This window comes from Pseudodesulfovibrio senegalensis, from assembly GCF_008830225.1.
In the GTDB taxonomy this organism is placed as follows: domain Bacteria; phylum Desulfobacterota; class Desulfovibrionia; order Desulfovibrionales; family Desulfovibrionaceae; genus Pseudodesulfovibrio; species Pseudodesulfovibrio senegalensis.
In genome coordinates this window covers 624,638-643,435 of the sequence record NZ_WAIE01000001.1, presented here as the reverse complement: position 1 = coordinate 643,435, position 18,798 = coordinate 624,638, and the positions used below count along the sequence as shown (strand labels likewise).

Below are 18,798 nucleotides of genomic sequence, written 5' to 3'. Positions count from 1 at the left end.
TTACTCCGTCGTGTTCACGCGATTCTTGATATCCACGGAACCCAGCAACTCTGCCACATTTTCAAAATCAAAACTGCTGACAGCCTTGGCAAGTCGCTGGAAATCTTCGTTTTCCATCTGGCATTCAAGATTCTTTTTCAACGTCTCGAAAACCTGCACTATCCGAAAATCATGATTTTCCACAAGCTGTCTGAAATCCAGAAGATGGTCCTCGTCAACCACGGCGCCACCGGAGCACTGGGCATGGGGGCCGTTGTCCGCTTCGCCCTCGGCCAAACGCTTCAGGGGTTCCATGACCCGCTTCAGCCGGGACTCGAAATCGGCCAATGGACGATCATAGAGCTCACCCAGCTTCAGGGCGTCCTCCAGCTCCATGGCCGCGTCGTGCAACTCCAGGGCAGACATGTTGCCCGCAACTCCCTTGATGGTGTGCACGAGCTTCAGGACTTCGGAAATGTCGTTGCGGTCAAGGGCCTTGTGCACACGATCACCAACATCCGCATGGTCATTCAGGAATTCCAGCAAAAGCCGCTTGTACACATCGGCATTGCCCCCCAACCGTTTCAGCCCGTCCAAAACGTCCAGCCCGGGCAGGTCGCGAAGGTCCGCGGGCACGTTTTCCGGTTCGGGCGACTCGGTTCGGGCCGGGAGAACCCACGCGGGGCCATGCACCCAGCGCCCGAGTGTTGTGAGCAAAATGTCCACGTTCAGCGGCTTGGTCACATAATCGTTCATGCCGGCATCAAGGCACTTCTGCCGGTCCTCGACCATGGCGTGAGCCGTGAGCGCAACAATGGGCAATTCCGCGGCGGAAAAACGTTCCCGAATGGCCCGGGTGGCACTCAATCCGTCCATGATGGGCATTTGCACGTCCATGATCACTGCATCGTACACATCATCACCGAGCAGGACCATGTCCACGGCCTGCCGCCCATGTTCGGCAACATGCACCCGAACACCGATCCCTTCCAGTATTTCCTGCAAAACCTGACGGTTGACAGAGTTGTCTTCCACCACAATGATCAAGACATCATGTTCGGCTCCCGGCTTCTGCATACGGGGCCCCGCAATGGAATCCTCCACTTCGAAAAGACGGGCCACGGCATCGAATACGCCCCTGCCGCTCACCGGGCGCAAAATCACGGCATCAGCTATCTGCCGTGCAATCCTTCGCAACTCTTCATTGAAATTTCCAGTGCACAAAACAAGCGGCACGGAATTGAAGGGTTCATCCGAACGGCGTATGCGCCGGGCCAACTCCAGACCGTTTTCATCCGGAAGGCCCCAGCCGAGCCAGATCAAATCCACGGCATCCTGTCCGGGATCACGCAGCCTTCGCCACGCCCGCCCCGCCGTGTCCAGACGTTCCACCCGGAAGCCGAGCTCCTCAAGGGCATGGGCAGCCCTGTCCTGTTCAGGATCCCGGAGTGTCACCAACGCGGTCTTTCCTGCAAACTCGGCGCACAAATCCAAACCAGGCTCGGGCTCTGCCGCATCGAATTGCGCCTCAAAGGCAAAGGTACTTCCCCTACCCGGATCACTGGTCAGCTCAATATCCCCATCCATGAGATTCACCAGTTGCCGAGAGATGGCCAGCCCCAATCCTGTTCCACCATGACGCCGCGTGTAGGAACCGTCCGCCTGGGTAAACGCTTCGAACAGCCCGGGCTGTTCCTCCAGCCTGATGCCTATTCCGGTATCCATGACCCAGGCCCGTATGCGAACATGCTCCGAGCCGACGGCCACGGGCGCAACCCCCATTTCGATCACGCCGGTTTCCGTAAATTTCACCGCGTTGGTCACCAGATTGGCAAAAACCTGCTCCAAACGCAGGGCGTCACCGACCAATCGCGCAGGCACTCCGGGCTCGACAACCACATTGAAACGCACGCCCTTGGCCGAAGCGCGCGGCGAATAAATGTCCAGAATCTTGAGCAGCACCGATGACAATTCAAATGGCTGCCTGTCGAATTCCAGCTTGCCCGCCTCAATCCTCGAAAAATCAAGGATATCGTTGACGATGCCCAGCAGGGATTGGGAGGCACCCGTGATCTTGTTGAAATAGTCCATCTGGCGAGGACTGAGGCCGGTCCTGCCCACCAATTCCCCAAGCCCGAGAATGGCATTGAGCGGGGTGCGGATTTCATGGCTCATATTGGCAAGAAATTCGCTTTTGGCCTGGGCTGCCTTACGGGCCTGATCACGAGCGGCAACAAGAACCTGCTCGCCGCGGCGGCGCTCGACAAAAGCCCCGAGATGTGCGGCAATGCTCTGCAAAAAGGACCGTTCCTGCTCCCGGCCGACGGATTCATCATTTTCTTCCGAACAATAGATACAGATGCGCCCGATCGCTTCCGGGCCATGAATGGTCTCCTCGAGCAAAGGCTCGGCGCCCTCCGGCGGCCTGTCGCCGAAAACATGTCCATCGTGATGGATGGTTACCGACACCCCTTCGAATCCTGCAAAAACGGGCCTGACAATCACCGCCGCCCGCCGCAATACGGTCATGACATCGGCTCCGGGGCGATCCGTCAGGTTAAAGACGGCATACAGACAATCCAGTTGCAACGCCGTGCGTTGCAACTCCTGCGTTTCCCTGTTTTGCCGTTCCCGGGCCTTGTTGCCATGCAATGAAGACATGTACAAAAAAAGCGCAGCAAGACTTGCCACCATGAAAATACCCATCGCCCCGCCAACCGGAAGCAGGGTATCAAGACGCTCGACAAATCCGGGAAGCGGCACGCAGGTGACCCGCCACAATCGCTGTCCCACTTCTAGATCGAATTGACTGTATCCGCCTTCGGGCAGGTTCGCATACCCGGCCTGCGACACCCTGTGCCCGAACAGAAAACGTTCCTGTCCGGACGGACTTACGTCATGAAAGAGCACTCCAAGGTCCGGACGTTCACTCGCGGAGAGTGCGGAGCCGAAAAACGCATCCGTGCGCAGGACAATAAGAACCACTCCCTTGAGGCGCTCAAATCCCGCCACCCCGATGCCGGCTTCGAGTTCCTCAAAGACCGGCGAAAAGAACACCAGCCCACGCCCCACGCCGGTATCCTGAACAAGCCGTATCGGTTTCGACAGGCTCGGCAAGCCCGTCATGCTGGCCTGTAACAGGGCCTGCCTTCTTTCCGGGCTCGTTGCCAAATCAAGGCCGCTGACCACACGATTTTCCCGCTGCGGATACACATACGACACAGGAAAATATTCCCTTCTGTCCTTGGCCGGAATCAGGGTGTCATCCGGCTGCAATTCACGAATCGTGAATTCGGGATTTCCCTGCTCACGCATGGCCCGTTCGAATTCTGCCCGCTCGTCGCCTGTTACTCGCGGCACCCATTCCATGGCCAGCACGCCATCGGCAAAAAGATGCAGGGGGCGAACAAACGACACAAAATCGCTGCTGCTCACGGCGCGGTCCTGATTCATGAAGCCATGCATGGCGGCGCCGATAATCCGGATGCGGCGGTATGCCTGCATCACATCATGGCGGACAAGCTCGCTTTCGGCCTGAAGCGCGTGAACGGTTCCTCCCCTCTCCCATTGCCGGGCAACCGAATGGAACAGGAGACCGAGCAGCAGCCCCGCACCCAAAAGCAGCAAAGGGACAAGCGTCTCGCCATGCCCACGGCTATTGTCGGACTGTCTGGATTTCCTGTTCACCGGTTCAACTCCGTTTTCAGCTTGAGCTACCCGCATGCAGCGATATCAACACGTGCAACCCCCTGTTGCCCATGATAATCCACGCGCCTCTCCATCTCGTTAGCACATATGATTTTATCTCGCATGCTCTTGCATACGATCGGACATTAAGTATAAGCATACATCAGACCCCACAGTATCAACAATACCCAGGGAATCATATGCGCCCAGCAAGCCTCGTTTTCATTTTCATTGCAGTGGTCCTTCTCTTCCAGCCGGCCTTTGCCCAGACAACCTACCGTGTCGGCACCGAAGGAGGATACCCGCCTTTCAACTACGTGAAAAACGGCGAACCGGCCGGATTCGATGTGGAACTGGCCAAAGAACTCTGCAAGGCCATGCAGGGTGAATGCAAAATCATCCTCGTACCCTGGGACGATATCATCACCGGACTGATAAACAAACGCTACGACTTCGTTGTGGCCAGCATGGCCAGAACCGAAGAACGAGACAAACTCATCGACTTCACGACACCATACTATCGTTCCCGAACCAACTTCATCGGCAATCCTGCCCACCTTTCCTCATCCTCGCCGGAACAACTCGAGGGCAAAATCCTGACCACCCAGAACAAAACGGTTCAGGCCGATTATTTGATAAAACACTATGGCAGTGTGGCAAAAATCGTGCTCTTCGATACCCTTGCCGAATCATTTCACGCCCTGATCCGCGGCGAGGCCGACGCCGTTCTCACGGACAGCCTGGTGGGTTACGAATTCCTGCAGACCGAGCCGGGACAACCGTTCGACTATATCGGCCAACCCCTGAATACGAACGATCCATCAAGTGAAGCATGCATCGCCGTTCGCGAAGGCGACCACGAACTGAAAAACAAACTCGAAAGGGCCCTGCAGACACTGCGACTCAACGGCATATACGAACGCATCAATCGCCGGTACTTCCCTTTCAGCGTCTACTAGGACATTCATGCCCGAAAAAACAGACCGCCCATCGCCTCCCGCTCCGCCGCCGACAGGGCACAAAAAACCGGCACTGATCCCGGTTCTGTCAATGTATGCGGTCATTGCGGTCATTCTTCTGAGCGGTTTGGGGGTCATTGTCGGCAAGGCGCTGAACACCATAGGAGACCTTGCGGAGAACACACGCGACAGCGTGCTGCCCGAAATCTTCGACCGGCAGCGAACGGCCATCAACCTCGAACGTCTGGGGCGCTTTGCCCTGATCATCCACAAAGCCGACGACCCCAAAAAACGCCGGGCGTTCAGGCTTGCCGCAAAAATCCTGTCGCAGGATACAGCCTTTGACGCCAACCCGGAAATCCGCAGCAAGGTCAGCCGCTGCTATGAGGCCATGGAACGCATTGCCATCATACGCGGCAGACAGGATGTGCTGCAAAAACGGCTTGATGAAGATGAATCCCTGCTGCGCGAAAATCTCGCATCCCTCCAGCCCTGTTCGCCCAAGGCCTCGGCCCGGCAAAGAGCAATGAACCGCGCCGAACGCGTCCTGCTCATCCATCTGCTCCACGTACTTTCCTCAAATTCCCATCAGGGGCTGGAGCAGACCGTCAAAACGGTCAACGAACTTTCGAACAAGGTTGATACGGCACGCCTTGATGCCCGGCTTGCCAGGAACGGCACAACCATCAGCCAAAGCGCGATAATTGATACCAAACGCCGAATCCTGAATATGGACATGGCCTGCAACAAGACGTGGGACGAAGTGAACCGTGACCTTGAGACACTGTCCGCATCGCTCACGGCAAACGCGGCAATCGAGGCGTCCCAAAGGTTCACCACCATCGCGGACGAAGCATCAGCGGGCCTCAACGGCGGACTGACCGGACTGATCATCGCCATATCCACCATGATTCTCATGCTCGTGCTGGTCAGACGGGACGTGCTCACGCCGATCTCCAAAACAGTGCAGGCCATGGCAAGGGCGCGCGATTCCCACGCCCCTATCGACCTGCCCGAGGCGCGGCTCCGGGAAATGCACGAAATTCAAACATCGGTGGAACTCTCCAGCACGCTGATGGCAGAAATCACCCACCGCACCCAGGAACTGGAACAGACCAATGCCGCGCTCGAAAAGGAAATCGCCGAACGAATCCGCACGGAACGGGAACTGGGAAGAGCCAAGGAGGCGGCCGAATCCGCGGACAAGGCCAAAAGCGATTTTCTGGCCGGCATGAGCCACGAAATACGAACCCCCATGAACACCATTCTGGGCATGGCCGAGCTCATGCTGGAAACCGACCCCACGCCGGAGCAGCGAAAATACATCGAAATATTCAAGACTTCAGGCCACCACCTGTTGGGCATCATCAACGATGTCCTGGACATTTCGAAAATCGAGGCCGGACAGCTTTGCCTTGAAACACACGACACCACGCTTTCCGATGTATTGGATAAAATACACCTTCTCTACCGCACCAAGGCAGACGACAAGGGGCTTTCGCTCAAGGTGGTCGTGGGCGAAGGCACGCCCAAGCGGATCATGGCCGACCCCATACGCATCGGCCAGATACTCACCAACCTTGTGGACAACGCCATCAAATTCACCCATCAGGGCGGTGTTTCCATTGAAGCGCACCCGGCTCCGTCGGGCATTGAGGGTGAAATCGTCTTCTCGGTCTCGGACACCGGAATCGGTATCCCCCCCGAGGCGCAGCGCAGGGTTTTCGATCGTTTCACCCAGGCGGATTCCTCCACGACACGCCAATACGGCGGCACAGGATTGGGATTGTCCATTTCGCGCCGTCTCGTGGAAATCATGGGCGGAACCCTGCGTCTGAACAGCAGCCCGAAACGGGGAACCACCTTCAGTTTCACGCTCCGTTTTCCGTTGCCGGAACAGGCTCCGGAATCCGGGGCCGAGGCGACACGCGAAGAGGTACGGCACCTGACCGACATGCTTCGGCAACGCCCTGTTTCCATTCTTCTGGCCGAGGACTCGGACAGCAATCGTGAGTTGCTGAAATTTTACCTTGCTCATGCGGGATGTGAAATCGACTTTGCAGAAAACGGCCTTGAAGCCGTGAACAAATTCAAGGAAAAGACCTACGACGTGGTCCTGATGGACATCCAGATGCCGGTCATGGACGGTTTCGAGGCCACCCGGCTGCTCAGGGAACACGAAAGACAAACGGGCATGCAGCCCACTCCCATCATCGCGGTCACGGCCAACGCCCTGAGCGAAGACAGGGGACGCTGCATTGAGGCGGGCTGCACCTTCTACCTTGCAAAGCCCGTTTCCAAGGCCACCCTGCTCAAGACGCTGGCCAGCACGGTGGGCATCGTCTGACGGCGTGCGGCCAAACCATTCTCAGACAAGGGCAACAGCCCTCGCCTCAACGATATCCTGCCGATCCCGCACCATCCCGGGATCAAGGGGCATCTCCAAAACATGAACCGGCCAGACGGCTCCGTCCAACCCCATTCGGGTACGCACTCCCACGCGCCGGAATCCCACGGCCGAATACAGATGCAGCCCCGCCTCATTGCTGGCAACACAACGCAGGCGCACGCGGTGCGCCCCGTATTCCGCGGCCGCACGGGCCGCCATGGCCCGAACAAGAAACGTGCCCACGCCCTGCCTGCGCATGGCCGGATTCACGATGACATTGCCGATGACGCAAACATCGCCGGGAACGCAACGGACAAAGTTCGCGTATCCCGCCACCACCTCGTCACAATCCACAACTGTGGACCCGTGCCGGGAATCGGCGGAACGCGCCAATTGCAACGGGGTGAGCGGCCAAGTCGCTGCCGGGAACATATGAAACAATTCCTGTGGATTGCGGGGAAACCCGCAAATGACGGGGATATCGGATTTAAGAAAATCTCTCGATCGCAGCATACGGCCTTACGATACAAAATCGCGCACACTCCGATCAACGCACGCACGTCACTTTTCGGTAACGGCTAGGGAACATCCAGGGCCATGAACATATCGCTGTATGACGACGGTTCCAACTGTTCCATGGAAATGCCAAGGCACTCAAGCCACTCGCTGCACTGACCATGCAGGGTATCCAGTTCCCCGGCATGTTCGCCAATGGCCTCGATCTCCACGAACCGACCCAACCCGCGCACACGGTCGATGTGAAACTTGACGTTGTCCTTGAAGTATATTTCGCGTTCCTTTTCCACGACCACCTTCACGCCAAAGGCGGCGCTCAGCAACGGGACCATGCCGTGTCCGGGAACGAGCCGTTCCAATTCGTACTCGGAAACCTTTGGCTCGGGCGTGTCGGGTCTGCGGTAAAAAATCAGGGAATTTTCCACGTTGCCTTCACGCAGCTTGAGGCGGCCCTGCGGGCAGTTGAAATAGGTGTCGCACTGCTTGTCCAACCCATGATATTCGGCCCCGGCAGCCATGAGAATATCCCGAATCCGTTCGGGATTTGTTATACGAGCCTTGATCTCGACGTTGACCATTTGCGTCACCCCCTGTTCGTTGCCAGCCCCACGCCGAGGCCCACAAATGTTCCGCCCAAAACCCTGTTGGCCCAGCGGCCAATACCGGAACCGGAAAACATGCCCGCAACGCGCCGTCCGCACAGGGCATAGATCATCCACGCGGCAAAGGCCGGGACAGCAAGTCCGCCCGCAAGAAAAGTGCATTCCCGAACGGTTATGCTGTCCGAATGGATGAATTGGGGGAAAAGAGCGGTAAAAAAGACGATGGCCTTGGGGTTCCCCATGGCCACAAGAAAGGCATCCAGCCAGAGTTTGCGCAAGGGCGCTGAACGCGGCCCGGACAGGGACGCAGGTGCCATGTCCGGCGGGGCGCTGCGCCAGAGGCCGATGCCCAGCCACACGAGATAGACGGCCCCGGCATAGCGGACCGCCATGAACAGAGGCTCGCACGTGGTCAGCAGGATTCCCAGCCCGGCCATGGAAACACCGGCCTGAATCAATGACGCCACCACGTTGCCCACGCCGGAAACCGCAGCGGCCGATGTTCCGTGGCGCATGCCGTGGGTCAGGGCCAGCATCATGCTCGGTCCGGGGATGATGGATGCCACGAACATGGTGACGAGATAAGTGAACCAGAAATCATGAACCATGCGCACTCCCTGCTGTTGTTCAAGGCAGGGATTGCACGTTTTGGGGATGGAGGCAAGGGGGAGGGATCAATCCAGCCGACACGCCCTGCCCGCGCAGGTCAAGGCATTGGATCCCGGCACGAATTCCATGACAACATTCAATACTCTGGAGGGGGCGCCGTCAGGATAGGTTACGCAACGCACCAGCGAACCAAGCCGATTGACGTGCATGATGGATGTTTCCACTACGGTTCCGTCGCTTTGGCCGACATTGCCGTACACCTCACGGGAAATCACTTCCCAGCCAGAAGACAGGGCGCTCCCGGACGATGTCCGCCCGGAATCCCGCGCATCGCTTTCAAAGGCGAGACCGATTCCGGCATCACCCAGCAGGGCGCGGATTTCCTCACGCTCCAGAATCCCCCTGCCCGGGGTCGCCGGATGCGCCGCGCGCTTGTTCCGTCCGTTTTCCAATATGCTCATCATACCTACCATCCCTGCCGTGCTCGGTTCCGACACGATTGCCGAACCGCATGCGGCACAACGTTGATTCGCAAAACAGCGAATTCCTGACCATGATGTAGCAATCCCCGTGCCGTTCCCCCTTCGCATACCGCTGGCTTCGCAAGCACTTTGAATATATATAAAAACGACACACTCACAGAATCGATCAACAATCATGCATTCGATCTATCCGTGCAAAAGGTGCAACCTCCGTCACTGCCGCATGTGCAAAATGCACAAACGAATATCAATGAAGCCTTCACTGATTACGTCGTAACGATATCACAAAGCGTTACACATGCAACAAGAAAAGATCCCGAAACGACTTCGGGATCTTTTTTTTGCTGTTTTGGAAAATCAATGAAAACCGGACCGGCGCAAACTACTCCTTGACCGATCCTGCCAGCAGTCCGCGAATGAAATACCTCCCGAGGAAGATGTAGATGCACAGCACCGGAATGGCCGCCAAAATGGACCCGGCCATGGGCAGGTTCCAGCTCACGGCCTGTCCGCCCGCCAACTGGGCCAGCCCCACGGTGATGGGGTTTTCCGAATGGCGCGTCAGACAAATGCCCCACAGGAACTCGTTCCATATCTGGGTGAACTGCCACAGGCTGGTGACCACGAAACCCGGAATGGAAAGCGGGAACACGATGCGGGTATAGATGGAAAAGAAGCCCGCACCGTCCAGTCGCGCGGATTCGATGAGCGCGGTGGGAATCTGGGCATAGAAGTTGCGGAAAATGAGCGACGTGATGGGCAGGCCGTAGACCACGTGGGCCAGAATCAGGCCCGGCAGCCCGCCATAGAGGTGCATGGCCCGCAAGGTCTGGAACAGGGGAATGAGAATGACCTGATAGGGAATGAACATGCCGAACAGGAACAGGGTGAAGATGACTTCGCTGCCCTTGAACTTCCACTTGGAAAACACGTAGCCGTTGAGCGAGCCGAGCACCGTGGACAACGCCGTGGCGCAGATGGTCAGGATGACGCTGTTGACCAGATTGGGCTTGAGCAGGGCCAGAGCCTCGGAAAAACTGCCCCAGTTCATGGCGGTCGGCAGCTCCCATGCGCGCGGCAGGGTAATCTCGTCGGGCAGCTTCAGGGCCGTGACCAACGCCATGTACGCGGGCAGCAGGTAAACCACCACCAGCACGGTCAGCACAAGGTAGAGAAGAATTGTTCCGTAGGAAATCCTGCGGGTCATCGTGCGTTCCTCCTCTGCCTGTACGAAGCGACCAGATAGGGGATGATGAATGTCCCGGCCACCAGGAAAAGCACGATGGCAATGGCCGCGCCCTTGGCAAAGTCGTTGGCGCGGAACGTGGTCAGATACATGTTCAGGGCGGGATGCCCGGTTGCCGCGTTGTCCGGCCCGGTCATGGCGAAGATCAGGTCGAACATCTTGAGCGAAATATGCGAAAGGATGATCACCGCGCTGATGGTGATGGGCTTGAGCATGGGGATGGCCACATGCACGTAGTAGTCGAAATCGCTGGCTCCATCCAGCCGGGCCGCGTCCATGAGGTCCTGCGAAATGCCGTTGAACCCGGCAAGGTACAGGGCCATGGTGTAACCGGAATACTGCCAGATGGTGGCCAGAATGATGCCCAACGTGGCCAGGTTGAAGCCGTGCGTTTCCTCCATGAACAGCGCACGGGGCAGCAGGTCGCCGAACAGCCAGACCACTGCGCCCAACACCACGCCCGGCACGAGGTACCGCTTGAAGGCGCGCCCGGGATCGCGACGCAGTTTGCCCAGCCCCAGAACGATGAACACGAACGCCGCCGCATACAGAATGATGGGAAAAAGGTTCTGCCAGTCAAAGACCAGCACGGTCTTCATGCTCGAAAGCCACTGGAAATGAAGCGGCTCGCCGCCCAGATAGGTGGGCAGGATGTTCACCCCTCCCTGCGGAGCGAGCAGCCAGCGCCAGATGGTGCCGGTGACGATGAAGGACAGGGACATGGGATACAGGAACACCGTGCGCAGAAAATCCTCGCCGCGCGGCTTGCGGTCCAGCAGGATGGCAATGAACATGCCGATGCCCACGGCTCCGGCCAGCAACAGAATCGAATAATAGACGGCATTGACCAAGTCCTGACGAAAACGGCCGTCCAGAAAACCGGTGAACAGTTCGACGTAGTTTTCGAACCCCACGAAATTCTTGACCGGATTTTCGGAAAGCGCAGCTCCTCCGCGCCAGTCCGTCAGGGATATCCACACGGTGTTGCCGATGAACCCGTATACGAACACCCCGATGAGAATGACGGACGGCAGCAGTGCAATGACCGCCTTCATCCTGTCCCGTGAAACTTCCCGCATCGGTTACTCTCTTGCACTTGCGGCCCGAAGGCCCGCCGGAACATTTCCGGCGGGCCGGACCGTTTTGAATCGTTACTTGGCGATGCCGTTCTTGACAGCGATCTGCTGGGAAGCCTTGGCCGCAGCCTGAGCATTCCTGGACTTCAGGAACATTTCCATGACCGAAGCGAAGTCGTTCATGAAGCCTTCGTTGGCGGTCACGCCGTGTGCCAGCGACCCCACGATGCGGTCCTTGCCGAAATCGGCGGCAGCGGACTGGCCGTAGGCGTTGTACTTGGACAGGTCGCTGTCCAGACGCGCGGAGATGGAACCCTTGATGGGGTTAAAGGTATCGGAGCCCTCGAGGGAACCCAGAACCTTGAGCCATGCAACCGCGTTGTCGCGATGCGGCGCGCCCTTGGGCAGGCCGAAGGAGTCGGCCAGGAACATGAATTCACCGGTGGTGTCCGGAGATGCGGACCATGCAAAGCCGCTGCCCGGAGCCAGCTTCTTGGTGGTGGCCATGTAACCGGCGGCCCAGTCGCCCATGACGTTGAAGGCTGCACGGCCGTCAACGACCATGTCGGTGGCCTGCTGCCAGGACAGGGACGTGGCGTCCGAGTTGGTGTACTTGAGAACCTTGCCGAACAGTTCCCAGACTTTCACGCCGTCGGCGCTGTCAAAAGCCAAATCGCCGGACCACAGAGCGTCCCACTTGTCCGCACCGAGAGCGGCCAACGCAACGGATTCCCACAGGTGGTTGGCGGTCCAGTTCTGGGCCAGAGCCAGGGGAACCACGCCCTTGGCCTTCAGGGTTTCGGCAACAGTGAAGAATTCGTCCCAGGTCTTGGGAGCTTCAACGCCCCACTTTTTCAGGTTGGCCGGGACAAACCACATCACGTTGGAGCGGTGGATGTTCACGGGAACGGACCAGATGCCCTTGTCAGTGCCGATGAGCTTGATCAGGCCCTTGGGGAAGGCTTCCATCCAGCCGTTGGCCTTGAAGATGGGAGTCAGGTCTTCCATGCGGTCGGCCTTGACCCAGGTGCCGATGAGCTCCTGGCCGGCATGGACCTGAAAGCTGTCCGGGGGATTGCCGCCCAGCATGCGGGTCTTGAGCACGGATTTGGCGTTCACGCCGGAACCGCCGGTAACCGTGGCATTGATGACGTTAACGTTGGGGTTTTCCTTCTTGTAGATATCGATCAGGGCCTCAAGAGCCGGACCTTCGTCTCCGGCCCACCAGGAAAAAATCTCCAAGTCACCGCTCAGGTTGGATGCGGCCTGCGCAGGCAGGGCGCCCAGCATGGCAACCGCAGCCACGACAAACAACAATTTCGCCAGGGAATTTTTCATAGGAACCTCCTAGTTGTCCTTTTACCCATGACAGACTCCTCACACAGAACAATCCGTTTCCCGTAAAAACGAAGAATCAGGAAACGGCTTTTGTCGTTTCGGGATCAAACAGGACCATGCGGTCGAACTCGAATCCGATAGGCACGGTCTCGCCGGGCTGGGCTTCAACGCGGCCCTCAACCTCGGCAATCAGCTCATTATCGTCCACCACGATTTCCAACAGGGATTGGCCGCCGAGAATCTCGGAAACAACCACTTCCCCGCGGCACCACCATTCCTTGGGCAGGCGCTCGATGCTTTCGCCCATCTTGATGGAATCGGGCCGCAGGCCCACCAGCACGGGCGCGCCGTCCGCAAGATCGGGCACCCGGCCTTCGGGCACGGGAAACACGGAACCGCCAGCACGGACCAACGCTGAACCGCCGGAGGTCTCGAACACGCCTTCAAGAATATTCATGGGCGGATTGCCGATGAACTGGGCCACGAATACGTTGGCGGGTTTTTCGAAAACCTCGACCGGAGTGCCCACCTGCTGAATTTCGCCATCCTTGAGAATGACGATGCGGCTGGCCAGCGTCATGGCCTCGATCTGGTCGTGGGTCACGTAGATGGTGGTGGTGGCAAGCTTCATGTGCAGCTTCTTGAGCTCGCGACGCATCTGGGTGCGCAGTTGCGCGTCAAGGTTGGAAAGCGGCTCGTCAAAAAGAAATACGTCGGGCTGGCGCACAATGGCCCGGCCCATGGCAACGCGCTGGCGCTGGCCGCCGGAAAGCTCCGAGGGCTTGCGGTCCAGCAACTGGCCCAGTTCCAGCACCTCGGCGGCGCGGTTCACGGCCTCGTCCACCTCGGCCTTGGGCCGCTTGGCCATCTTCAGGCTGAACCCCATGTTGTCCCGCACGGTCATGTGCGGATACAGCGCATAGTTCTGAAAAACCATGGCCACGTTGCGCGACTTGGGCGAAACATTGTTGACCACCCGGTCTCCGATGTGAATTTCGCCGCCGCTGATGGGTTCCAGACCGGCGATCATGCGCAGTATGGTGGACTTGCCGCACCCGGACGGCCCAACCAGCACGATGAATTCATTGTCTTCGATTTCGAGATCCGCGCCGGGAACGATGACGACGTCCCCATACCGTTTGCTCACGTTGGCAAGTTCGACTTTGGCCATGTGCTCTACCTGTTCTTCATGTGATCGTTTGAGTCGCCCGCTCCGCCAACGGATACGAAACGATACTCGGTTTCATGCGTAACGCCCTCGCCGGCGGCCAATGCCACCGACGGAAACTCCGGCCTGTTGGGTGCATCAGGGTATCCCTGCGCCTCCAGGCAAAAGCCGAGGCGGGGACCATACACCTCACCGCCCCGCCCGAAAAGCCCTTTCGGGATGTGGTTTCCCGAATACAGCTGAAAACCCGGACACGTTGTCCGCATCTCCATGACCCGGCCCGATTCCGGTGCCCGGACGCGAACCGCATACTGCGGCCACCGGGCTGAATCGTCCAGCACATAGAAATGATCATACCCGCTTCCCGCCTGCATCAATGGGTGCCCAGAATCAATCTGCGCTCCCAAGGACTTCGGCTCGGAAAAATCAAAAGGCGTGCCGGTCACGGCAAACAGCCCGCCCGTGGGAATCAACTCCTCATTTACATCAAGAAACCGATCAGAGTCGACCCACAATTCATGTTCCAGACACGTCCGCCCCGGCCCCTCCAGATTGAAATACGCATGGTTGGTCATGTTCACCACGGTATCGTCCTCGGCGTCGGCACCCAGCGTCATGCGCAGGCTGTTCCCCGTCAGGGCATAGACCACCCGCGCATGCACTGTTCCGGGAAAGCCCTGCTCACCGTCCGGGCTGCGGCGAGTCAACTCCACGCGAGGGCCCTGCCCGGTCTGCGATACTTCGGCACGCCACACGCGGCGATGAAATCCGCGCGCCCCGCCGTGCAAATGATGTTGCCCGTGGTTGCGGTCAACCGCGTACTCCGTGCCGTTCAGCACAAAACGGGCATTGGAAATGCGGTTGGCCACCCGACCCACCACGCAGCCGAAGCAGCAGGGATCGTCCAGATACCCCTGCAAGGAGTCATAACCGAGTACGACCTCGCCGGGCTTGCCGTTGGAATCGGGCACGCGCAGGCTGACCACGGTGGCACCATAGGTGCTGACGTCCAGCCGCATGGCACCGCAGAAAAGCCGGATTAGCTCCACCTCGGTGCCGTCCGGGGTCCTGCCCCACGGCCTGCGTTCAAAACCCGCGTCATCCATGCCTGTCTCCGTCACCTACACCCGTCGCCTCATGTGGACTGGCGCACGATCAACCGCGTGCGCAACACCTGCGTCTGCGGCGTAAAATTCTTCTGTTCGAACTGGCGAAACAACAATTGGGCCGCGGCCTTGCCCATCTGCCACGCGGGCTGGGCCACTGTGCTCAGCGGCGGTTCCACCAGCGCGGATTCCGGGTTGTTGCAAAAGCCCAGCAAGGCCACGTCACGGGGGATGCGCAGCCCGCGTTCGCGCAGTACTCGGTACGCGCCGATGGCCACGGGATCGTTGACCGCGAACACCGCGTCCGGAGGGCTGTCCAATTCCAGCAGCCGCTTCATGCCCTGCTCGCCGTCGTGCTCCTGAAAACCGCCGGGAATCACCAGACGTTCGTCCACAGGGAATCCGTGATCCTGCAACGCCTGCCGATACCCCTCGAAACGTTCGCGCCCGATGGTCACATGCTCCCGTCCGGCAAGATGGGCTATGCGGGTGTATCCGGCTTCCAGCAGATGATGCACGCCCGCATAGGCACCGTTGAAGTCATCCACCACAACCTTGCTGGTATCGAGCTCCTCGATCACGCGGTCGAACTGCACCAGGGGGATGCCCTGCCGCACGGCCGCCTCCAGATGGGAAAAATCCGTGGTATCCCGCGAAACGGAAACCACAATTCCCGCCACGCGATGCGCCACAAGCGCCCGGATATTCATGGCCTCGCGGACCATCTGTTCCTGACTCTGGCAGACCATGATGGTGTATCCGGCCTTGTAGGCCACTTCCTCGACACCGCTGATTGCCGAAGAAAAGAAATGGTGCTCGATCTCCGGCACCACCACGCCGATGGTGCTGGTGCGGCTGTTCTGGAGGCTCTTGGCTATCTGGTTGGGCTGGTAATTGTGCTTTGCGGCCAGTTCCACCACCCGCTTCTTGGTCTCGTCGCTGATGTCCGGGTGATCGTGCAGCGCACGGGAGACCGTGGACGGAGATATGCCCAGCTTGCGGGCGATGTCCTTGATGGTGAACTGTGCCATTGCCGAAACCGTTCCCTATGCGACCGGAAAGACCACGTCCGTGCCGACCTTGCGGACATGCAGGGCGACCACGGAATTGCGACCGAACACCCGTTCCATGGATTCCACATACTCGTCAAACGACTCCCGGGGCACATAGGCCTGTATGGTCCCGGCAAAACCACCGCCATGCACGCGCCACGCCCCCCGGCCTTTCAGAATCCGTTCGGTCATGGCCAGGGCCAGCGGAATGGGCTGCTCCTGCGGATTGTTGGTGCAGGCACAATTTTGCAGCAGCCGGCAGGAAGATTCCCCGGATTCGTTGACCAGCGACAGGTAATCCTGCATGCGGCCGCTACGCAATGCCTCGGCCTGCAAATCCACGCGATCGTTTTCACCAATGAAATGCATCAACCGCAAGACAGCCCTGTCCCCGGCCTTTTCACGCAGCCAGCCGATGGAGTCCATGACCTTTGCCGAACCAAGTCCGCGGGCAGCATCCTGTCCGAGAAGGTTGGCGGCCAGCTTCATCTCTGAAGCAATGGCGGCATACTCGGGGGTCATGTCGGCATGGTCGCCACCGGTATCCACCACCACCAGCCGATACCCTTCTGCCTCCAAATCGCATTCAATGGGCCGGATGAGCGGGCTTTCAGGGTCCTTGAAATCGATCTCGGAAACGCCCTTGAACGCGCAGGCTATCTGGTCCATGAACCCGCACGGCTTCTGGAAATGCACGTTTTCGGCCCGGCGTGCGATGGAAGCGGCCTTGAGTGTGGAAACCGTGCCGGAATTGTACAGGTGGTTGAAAATCGAACAGATGAGCAGTTCAAACGCGGCCGAGGAACTCAGGCCCGCCCCCATGGGGATGCTGCTGTTGACGCAGGCGCTGAACCCACCCACGGCCAGGCCGTTTTCCACAAACCCGGAGGCAACGCCCCGCACCAGCGCGGACGGCTTGCCGACCTCGGCACCCTGCGGCGAAAGATCGGCCAGATCCACGAAAATCGTTTCCGCAAAACCATCGGACTTGATGCGCACTTTCATGTCGCTGGACGGCGTGACGGCGGCAACGCAGTCCAGATGCACGGCCGCAGCCAGCACCCTGCCATGGTTGTGGTCCGTATGGTTGCCGCCCAACTCGGTCCTGCCCGGAACGCTGAGCAGCATCCCCGGCCCGGCCCCGAACTCCTGCTCCATGCGCACCAGCAGCTTGGCGTAGCGCACCCGCTGAGCATTCAACGCATCCGGGCCGCCATACATGTCGGCAAGCACGGAGTCGGCACGGCCATCCTGAACGATCTCGCGCATATGGGCAAAGGAATCCTGCTTCATTGCTGCTCCCCGTCAAGATAATGGATTTCGGACAATGCCCGCAATGCGGCCGCGCTCTGTTCCGGAGTGATGTCCCGCTGGGGCATGGCCAGCATCTCGTATCCCACCATGAACTTGCGCACCGAGGCCGAGCGCAGCAGCGGCGGATAATAATGAAAATGGAAATGCCATTCGGGATGTTCCTGACCGTCAGTGGGGCGCTGGTGAATGCCCATGGAATACGGGAACGAGGTCTGGAAAAGGTTGTCGTAACGCACGCCCAGACGCACAAGGGCATCGGCGAGGTCGTCGCGACAGGCATCGTCCATGGCGTCCAGTCCGGTCATGTGCCTGCGCGGCAGCACCATGACCTCGTAGGGCCAGACCGCCCAGAACGGCACAAGCACCACGAATGATTCATTTTCCAGCACAATGCGCCGACCGTCCTCCAGTTCGCGTTTCACGTAGCGGCACAGAAGACATTCACCGTTTTCCTCAAGATATTCCGATTGGCGGCGTTGCTCGGCGGCCGGGATCGTGGGCATGGAGCGCGAGGCCCATATCTGGCCGTGCGGATGCGGATTGGAGCATCCCATGACCGCCCCCCGGTTTTCGAAAATCTGCACGTAACCGATGTCGTCCCGTGCCCCCAATTCGAGGTACTGCCCGGTCCAGAGGTCTACCACGCGGCGCACCTGTTCCCGCGTCATGCGGGCCATGGAAAGATCATGCCGGGGAGAATAGCAGATGACCCGGCACACGCCGGATTCGGGCTCGGCCCGAAACAGGTCGTCGTCACTGCCGGCAGATGCTTCCGAAAGAGGTGACGGCAACAATGCGGCAAAATCGTTTTCAAAGACAAACGTATCCGCATATCGGGGATTCTGCTCGCCGTTGGCGCGCACGTTTCCGGGGCACAGATAACAGCCATCGTCGTACTCGGGCATGACGTTCCGGTCCGGCTCGTCCTGCTGCCCCTGCCACGGACGCCTGGTCCGATGCGGGGAAACAAGAACCCACTCGCCGGTAAGGGCGTTGAAACGCCGGTGCGGCTGCTCGTCAAACACGCTGCAATCCTCCCAAGACACTCCCCCAACGAAGCAATGAAATGTTACGAAAAAACGCTCAAAAAACGTCTGCAAACGTTACCGCAAACGTTTTCGACAACAAACCATAACAGAATTGTCATGTCAAGATTGTGCCCGGCAAACACCGGTCACGTGTCGATAATTTCATGGCAAGAAGGGTATGCCGATTATAAATCGAACACGACAGCAAAACAGGTATTCATGATCATCCAACTACTATGCTACGCTG

Annotated in this window: 15 protein-coding genes; 2 read left to right on the top strand and 13 right to left on the bottom strand. The window is 58.8% G+C overall.

Translation table 11 applies throughout. The annotated features are described in order from the left end of the window. On the bottom strand, positions 1 to 3,666 hold the full coding sequence (locus F8A88_RS02915; protein WP_161598326.1) for a CHASE domain-containing protein: 3,666 nt from the start codon (positions 3,664 to 3,666) through the stop codon (positions 1 to 3). Positions 3,667 to 3,866: 200 nt separating this feature from the next. On the opposite strand from F8A88_RS02915, the gene F8A88_RS02910 reads away from it, so the two are divergent. Together F8A88_RS02910 and F8A88_RS02905 are read left to right on the top strand one after the other, a co-directional pair. Then, on the top strand, positions 3,867 to 4,625 hold the full coding sequence (locus F8A88_RS02910; protein ID WP_161598325.1) for a transporter substrate-binding domain-containing protein: 759 nt from the start codon (positions 3,867 to 3,869) through the stop codon (positions 4,623 to 4,625). Between the two features lie 91 nt (positions 4,626 to 4,716). After that, positions 4,717 to 6,972, top strand: coding sequence for an ATP-binding protein (locus tag F8A88_RS02905; protein ID WP_161598324.1), 2,256 nt, complete (start codon positions 4,717 to 4,719; stop codon positions 6,970 to 6,972). 21 nt (positions 6,973 to 6,993) lie between these two features. On the opposite strand, the gene F8A88_RS02900 is transcribed toward F8A88_RS02905, so the two are convergent. From F8A88_RS02900 to F8A88_RS02845, 12 genes are all read right to left on the bottom strand, one after another. Further along, the gene (locus tag F8A88_RS02900; RefSeq protein ID WP_161598323.1) at positions 6,994 to 7,446 is read right to left on the bottom strand and encodes a GNAT family N-acetyltransferase; all 453 of its coding nucleotides are present in this window, start codon (positions 7,444 to 7,446) and stop codon (positions 6,994 to 6,996) included. A 146-nt stretch (positions 7,447 to 7,592) separates the two neighbouring features. Beyond that, positions 7,593 to 8,108, bottom strand: a complete 516-nt coding sequence (locus F8A88_RS02895; RefSeq protein WP_151149561.1) for a class IV adenylate cyclase — start codon at positions 8,106 to 8,108, stop codon at positions 7,593 to 7,595. A 5-nt stretch (positions 8,109 to 8,113) separates the two neighbouring features. Further along, positions 8,114 to 8,740, bottom strand: coding sequence for a LysE family translocator (locus F8A88_RS02890; RefSeq protein WP_151149560.1), 627 nt, complete (start codon positions 8,738 to 8,740; stop codon positions 8,114 to 8,116). Positions 8,741 to 8,806: 66 nt separating this feature from the next. Then, on the bottom strand, positions 8,807 to 9,205 hold the full coding sequence (locus tag F8A88_RS02885) for a hypothetical protein (protein ID WP_151149559.1): 399 nt from the start codon (positions 9,203 to 9,205) through the stop codon (positions 8,807 to 8,809). Between the two features lie 400 nt (positions 9,206 to 9,605). Next, complete coding sequence (locus tag F8A88_RS02880; RefSeq protein WP_151149558.1) at positions 9,606 to 10,430, bottom strand: carbohydrate ABC transporter permease; 825 nt, start codon at positions 10,428 to 10,430, stop codon at positions 9,606 to 9,608. Further along, positions 10,427 to 11,548, bottom strand: a complete 1,122-nt coding sequence (locus F8A88_RS02875; RefSeq protein ID WP_151149557.1) for a carbohydrate ABC transporter permease — start codon at positions 11,546 to 11,548, stop codon at positions 10,427 to 10,429. Before F8A88_RS02875 ends, F8A88_RS02880 begins: the two co-directional genes overlap by 4 nt. A 72-nt stretch (positions 11,549 to 11,620) precedes the next feature. Beyond that, positions 11,621 to 12,883, bottom strand: coding sequence for an ABC transporter substrate-binding protein (locus F8A88_RS02870; protein ID WP_151149556.1), 1,263 nt, complete (start codon positions 12,881 to 12,883; stop codon positions 11,621 to 11,623). A gap of 76 nt (positions 12,884 to 12,959) precedes the next feature. After that, complete coding sequence (locus F8A88_RS02865) at positions 12,960 to 14,054, bottom strand: ABC transporter ATP-binding protein (protein WP_151149555.1); 1,095 nt, start codon at positions 14,052 to 14,054, stop codon at positions 12,960 to 12,962. Between the two features lie 5 nt (positions 14,055 to 14,059). After that, positions 14,060 to 15,157 (bottom strand): aldose epimerase family protein, encoded by a 1,098-nt coding sequence (locus F8A88_RS02860; protein ID WP_151149554.1) that lies wholly within the window; start codon positions 15,155 to 15,157, stop codon positions 14,060 to 14,062. 29 nt (positions 15,158 to 15,186) lie between these two features. Beyond that, complete coding sequence (locus F8A88_RS02855) at positions 15,187 to 16,188, bottom strand: LacI family DNA-binding transcriptional regulator (protein ID WP_151149553.1); 1,002 nt, start codon at positions 16,186 to 16,188, stop codon at positions 15,187 to 15,189. A 15-nt stretch (positions 16,189 to 16,203) separates the two neighbouring features. After that, on the bottom strand, positions 16,204 to 17,502 hold the full coding sequence (locus tag F8A88_RS02850) for a galactokinase (protein ID WP_241667319.1): 1,299 nt from the start codon (positions 17,500 to 17,502) through the stop codon (positions 16,204 to 16,206). Next, complete coding sequence (locus F8A88_RS02845) at positions 17,499 to 18,548, bottom strand: UDP-glucose--hexose-1-phosphate uridylyltransferase (protein WP_151149552.1); 1,050 nt, start codon at positions 18,546 to 18,548, stop codon at positions 17,499 to 17,501. The genes F8A88_RS02850 and F8A88_RS02845 overlap by 4 nt, the downstream gene beginning before the upstream one ends. Positions 18,549 to 18,798 lie beyond the last annotated feature (250 nt).

What these genes read in the sequence shown, in the direction of transcription:
- F8A88_RS02875 (WP_151149557.1), bottom strand. Translation starts at nt 11,548, where the DNA reads ATGCGGGAAGTTTCACGGGACAGGATGAAGGCGGTCATTGCACTGCTG.
- F8A88_RS02850 (WP_241667319.1), bottom strand. Translation starts at nt 17,502, where the DNA reads ATGAAGCAGGATTCCTTTGCCCATATGCGCGAGATCGTTCAGGATGGC.
- F8A88_RS02905 (WP_161598324.1), top strand. Translation starts at nt 4,717, where the DNA reads ATGTATGCGGTCATTGCGGTCATTCTTCTGAGCGGTTTGGGGGTCATT.
- F8A88_RS02910 (WP_161598325.1), top strand. Translation starts at nt 3,867, where the DNA reads ATGCGCCCAGCAAGCCTCGTTTTCATTTTCATTGCAGTGGTCCTTCTC.
- F8A88_RS02885 (WP_151149559.1), bottom strand. Translation starts at nt 9,205, where the DNA reads ATGATGAGCATATTGGAAAACGGACGGAACAAGCGCGCGGCGCATCCG.
- F8A88_RS02855 (WP_151149553.1), bottom strand. Translation starts at nt 16,188, where the DNA reads ATGGCACAGTTCACCATCAAGGACATCGCCCGCAAGCTGGGCATATCT.
- F8A88_RS02895 (WP_151149561.1), bottom strand. Translation starts at nt 8,108, where the DNA reads ATGGTCAACGTCGAGATCAAGGCTCGTATAACAAATCCCGAACGGATT.
- F8A88_RS02860 (WP_151149554.1), bottom strand. Translation starts at nt 15,157, where the DNA reads ATGGATGACGCGGGTTTTGAACGCAGGCCGTGGGGCAGGACCCCGGAC.
- F8A88_RS02865 (WP_151149555.1), bottom strand. Translation starts at nt 14,054, where the DNA reads ATGGCCAAAGTCGAACTTGCCAACGTGAGCAAACGGTATGGGGACGTC.
- F8A88_RS02870 (WP_151149556.1), bottom strand. Translation starts at nt 12,883, where the DNA reads ATGAAAAATTCCCTGGCGAAATTGTTGTTTGTCGTGGCTGCGGTTGCC.
- F8A88_RS02900 (WP_161598323.1), bottom strand. Translation starts at nt 7,446, where the DNA reads ATGTTCCCGGCAGCGACTTGGCCGCTCACCCCGTTGCAATTGGCGCGT.
- F8A88_RS02880 (WP_151149558.1), bottom strand. Translation starts at nt 10,430, where the DNA reads ATGACCCGCAGGATTTCCTACGGAACAATTCTTCTCTACCTTGTGCTG.
- F8A88_RS02890 (WP_151149560.1), bottom strand. Translation starts at nt 8,740, where the DNA reads ATGGTTCATGATTTCTGGTTCACTTATCTCGTCACCATGTTCGTGGCA.